Genomic DNA, 4,816 nt, shown 5'->3' on the forward strand with positions numbered 1-4,816 from the left:
GCTTTTTTTATGCCTGCAATATAGGTGGCGCTTACGCCCAACCTTCATAGCGTTTTCTGCGCGATAACACAATAGTTAAAATAATTCCTAAGAACAAACCTAAAAATGCAATAGCACCACCATAAGTGAGTAGCTGACGCTTTTCTTTAGCACTGGTTGCTTGCTTTAATTGTTGTTCTTGAGCAAGCGAGTCTTGTAATTGATTTATTTGTGCTAACAGCTGAGCATTTTGTTCGGTTAGCTGTGAGTTTTGTTCTTGTAGTTCAGGTAATTCTACTTGCGCTTGGCGTAATTTATTTTGCATAGCGCTAATTTCGCTGTTAAGCGCTTGATACTGCTGCTTTAAACCAGCTGATTCGCTGATGAATTTAGCCTCTACCCAGCCTTCACGGTCTTTATCATCTTTAACTTTTATAAAACCGTTTTGTTCATCAGATAATAAAGTCAGTTGCGTGCCTGCATCAATAGAACCGAGTAAGCGATAGTCTTTACTGGCGCCTGAACGCATAAAAGTATACAAGTTATCGATTATATAAGCTGTTTTAGCATTAGTAGGCGGCGTTGATTGAGCTTCCTCTGCTTGGCTCATAAACGGGGCGGCTGTTAAAAGCAGCCATAGTAAACAGTGTTTTAGCATTTATCTACCTTGTTAATCTAGCAGTGTCTGTTGTGAACGTGATTTTTATTTCGCATAAGTATATAGATAGTATGGATTTAATAGTTTAATAGCAAGATAGATATTGTAACCAAAGCATTTTGCTTGCGTGTTTATGACTAAAAAATTTGCAATATAGGTCTGCTTTGTTTATTTTGAGCACTTATTAATTTTAAGGGTAATCCGCAAGCCTAATGGATACTGAGATAGAACTGAAGTTTTTGGTATCAGATGACGTCATTCCACTGATCCCCTCACTAATTACTCAATTTGCAAAAAAAGTCACAAACAAACCTTCTAAAAGTTTGCAAAATGCTTATTATGATACACCAAGCAGAGAGCTGAGAGCACTCGATATTGGCTTTAGAACGCGTTGTACAGACGAGCGCTGTGAGCAAACAATTAAGCTTGCAGGAGACGTGGTGGGGGGATTACATCAACGTCCAGAATATAACCTTCCCATAGAAACAAATCGACCTAATTTAATGGCGTTTGATTCATCAATTTGGCCTCATGGCATGCAAATTGATGTTATATCACAAAACCTCTACCCTATATTTAGTACTAATTTTATCCGCCGTACGTGGTTAATTGAAACGCAAAATGGTGCCAAAATTGAAGTGGTATTAGATAAAGGTGAAATTGCTGCGTCAGGTAAGGTAGAGATCATCAGCGAGCTTGAAATCGAGCTGGTTGAAGGTAGCCGAGACGAGCTATTTGCTTTTGCAGATATATTAGTGAGCCAAAACAGCATTCGTTTAGGGCTCTATTCAAAAGCAGCAAGAGGCTACCGCCTTGCGGATGACACGCCGCTTCAACCGAGTAAATCTATCGGTTTTGTGAAACTTAATAAGCAAGCCACTCAAGAGCAAGCCCTTATTGAAGCTATGGGCTTTGGTATTCGCTTTGTGCAAAAACACGAGCAATGCTATTTCGATAAGCCAAGTTTAAAAACATTAAAACGTGTAACCGACGGCATTAGCTTAATTCGCCACAACTTTTGGTTATTTGATGATATTGTTAGTAAAGACAGTACCGAGCACCTCAGAACGGAGCTAAAGTGGTTATTGAGTGAATTAGCATGGGTTGAAAATGCCATTCAGTTAAAAACTTATACTTCTAAGCGCCATGCTTTTTATAAAAAAATAAACAGTGCGCCCGCCTTAGCTCAAGTTATTAACGATTTAAAAGAGTTACAACCGAGTATTGATGATATTTTTGCGCTTTTTCATAGTGCACGCTACAACCGTTTATTGCTGAGCTTAACAACGTGGCTGATAAATAAGCAGTGGCGTAAAGACTGGAGCCAAGCAGAGCTACAAAACGCTGAGCAGCCCGTTATTGATATTGCTCATCGTTTATTTGATAAAGATTGGAAAAATTTACACCGCTTATTGCCTAAAGAGCAAAGTTTAGCGGGCAATGATTATTTAAATTTTCGTACTCAGTTAGAAAATAGCTTACTCAGTGGTAACTGTTTAGGTGCACTGTTTAATAAAGATGAACGATTAGAATTTAGGCTTCCTTGGCTCGATATTTCTCATGGCATGTATGAGTTAAGCACGCTTGATTATTTAAAACAGCTGTGTGGCGGGCAAGAAGATGCTCAACTAGCAAAAATACAACTATGGTTAGAGCAAAAATCTGACTTTTTAGTCAGTGCCATGGAGCAAAGTCGACATGCTTCATTTGATACAGAACCTTATTGGCTTTAATGGCTAAGCACTTTTGTAGCCGGACTTTGCTGCAAAAGTGCATGATTTTTTCACTTTTGTGTTTTGCTACCAATGTGTGTTCACAGCCATCTTGGCAACTTTACGAAAGCAAACAAGGGGTAAGTGTTTATTTTCAGCGTTTAACTGACGATACCTTGAAAATGAAAGCTGAAACGGTGGTGAAAATACCACAGCAGAAGATTTAATCGCCTTATTCAGTGATACCGATGCTGCTCCCCGCTGGATAGAAAATATTGCTAAAGTAAAATTACTGAAATATTTAAGCCCCTCAGAAAACCTTGTTTACAGCTTTATTGACTCCCCTTGGCCCGTTGCAAATAGAGATTTAGTCACGTATTCGTGCTATACGAAACGCAGCGCGTTGCAAACTCAACTTAGTATTCATGCCCGTCCTGATTTTTTACCTCAAACTAAAGGGGTAGTAAGAATAAGCACATTAGATGCGACGTGGTTACTGACTCAGCAAGCGAATAACTTGCATATTGACTATCAGGTTTATGCGTTACCAGGCGGAAGTATACCCAATTGGCTAAATAACCGAGTCGCTCTAAAAAGCACCTTTAACACGCTAATAAATCTAGCTGAAATACTCACGACAAAGCAGTACACAGCAAAGCCAACCGTCATCCGTACTGGGGATTGCACACATGGCGAATTGCCGCGGTTATAAGCAAAAAAGTGACCTAAGTGGTCACTTTTTTAAGTGGATATAAGCTAATTAGTATTTAGCGGATTCACCGTCTTTGGGTAAAGACTGTTTTATAAACTCGCGTAAATCGTTATTAGAGCTTTCTAAATCTGCGTGGCGTAAGTACATCATATGGCCACTGCGGTAGCCTTTAAAGCTTAACCTATCTTGCATTTTACCACTTGGATCTAATTGCCACATGGTGTACTTGGCATCAAAGTAATTGGTTGCACCGTCAAAATAACCCGCCTGAACCATCACATTTAAATAAGGGTTTTGAGCCATAGCTAAACGCAAATTTTCACCGGTATTGTTTCCGCTTCTGTCCCATGGGTGAACGTTACCAAATAAGTTATATTTGATATCGGTTTTGTAATTAAGCTCTTCACGAAGATAATAGTTAATTGCAGGAGTGAAAGAGTGCAGCCATGATGTAAGCTCTGCCCAGTAATCTGGTGACTCACCGGTATCGCGTTTATCTATGCCTAAATAGCGCGAATCCAGTCGACCAACCATTTGTCCGCGTTCACGCAATAACTCTTTCCAAAAAAACTGTGTTGGAATATCTAAATTGTTTTGACTAACAAATGTTTCAGATAGACCTGCATATTTGGCCATTTTTTTAATAATACGACGTTTTTCATCTGGGGCAATAAATCCGCCTTTTGCAAGCGCGGGAATGAGCTCATTAACGGTAAACTGTTCCACTTCAGGTAATAGCTCGTCTAAGTCTTTAGCTTGTAAATCAGCGCTTAATGCCTTGTGGTACCATGCTGTGGCTGCAAAATAAGGTAGGCGGTTAGCGGCTTTTACAGGACCATCGCGCTTAATACCAATATCGGTAGGTGAAACGAGTACAACACCGTTAATGTACATCCATTGACTATTTTGTAGCTCATGCGCTAAGCCTGATACACGAGTGGTACCATAGCTTTCACCAATTAAAAATTTAGGAGAGCGCCAGCGTTCATTGCGAGATACAAAAGTATTAAGCCACTCTGCTAGATATTTTATATCGGCATTCACACCAAAAAATAACTCTTTTTGTTTATCCTTTGGTAGAAGGTTACCATCTTTATCTTCAACGACACGCGAATAACCCGTGTTTACAGGGTTTACGTAAACAATGTCGGCTACGTCTAAAACCGAGTAAGGATTATCTTTAACACCGTAAGGTTGAATAGGGTAGCCTTCGTCGTCAATTTTTAAAACGCGTGGGCCGGTGTATGCTAAATGCATCCAAACTGACGCTGAGCCTGGGCCACCATTAAATGAAATAAGTAATGGGCGCTTTGTTCTATCATCGACCTTATCGCGCGTGTAGTAAGTGTATTGAAGGGTTGCGATGGCGTCTCCCTTGTCATCCCATACCGGTTGTGTGCCAGTTGCTACTGTGTAAGAAAATCGTTCATTATTTATTTTTGCTTTGTGCTGGGTAACCACTTTACTGTCAATATCAATACGACGTTGATTATCGGCAAACGAGGCGCTACTTAGGGTGAGCGCAATAGCGGCAATGGGTAAAAATAGACTTCGACTAAATTTCATAAGTGACCCTTTTTATTTTATGTACTGCAGTTATAGCGATATTTGAGTAAAAAACAAAAGTATTGAGACTAGCTGCCACGGCTAGCGCATTTTAATCCCAGACTCTAGCAGGGTTGAGCGGTAATCATCGTCTAGCCCTGCCATTTTCTTTTTCCTCGCCATACTTGCTGACTTAGATGTATCTTGATT

3 protein-coding genes and 1 pseudogene are annotated in these 4,816 nt (G+C 40.0%); 2 read left to right on the top strand and 2 right to left on the bottom strand.

Translation table 11 applies throughout. The features are described 5' to 3' along the window. Positions 1-31: 31 nt before the first annotated feature. Entirely contained in the window at positions 32-637 is a 606-nt protein-coding gene (locus CWC14_RS14280; RefSeq protein ID WP_138563512.1) for a TIGR04211 family SH3 domain-containing protein, read from the bottom strand. Positions 638-849: 212 nt separating this feature from the next. Here CWC14_RS14280 and CWC14_RS14285 point away from each other — a divergent pair, with 212 nt between their 5' ends. Beyond that, on the top strand, positions 850-2,370 hold the full coding sequence (locus CWC14_RS14285; protein WP_138563514.1) for a CYTH and CHAD domain-containing protein: 1,521 nt from the start codon (positions 850-852) through the stop codon (positions 2,368-2,370). Beyond that, positions 2,370-3,061: pseudogene (locus tag CWC14_RS14290) on the top strand (START domain-containing protein). Before CWC14_RS14285 ends, CWC14_RS14290 begins: the two are co-directional and overlap by 1 nt. A 48-nt stretch (positions 3,062-3,109) precedes the next feature. Here CWC14_RS14290 and CWC14_RS14295 read toward each other — a convergent pair. Beyond that, positions 3,110-4,627, bottom strand: coding sequence for a S10 family peptidase (locus CWC14_RS14295; RefSeq protein WP_138563516.1), 1,518 nt, complete (start codon positions 4,625-4,627; stop codon positions 3,110-3,112). Positions 4,628-4,816: the final 189 nt, after the last annotated feature.

This window comes from Pseudoalteromonas sp. S3260, assembly GCF_005886925.1.
Taxonomy (GTDB): domain Bacteria; phylum Pseudomonadota; class Gammaproteobacteria; order Enterobacterales; family Alteromonadaceae; genus Pseudoalteromonas; species Pseudoalteromonas tetraodonis.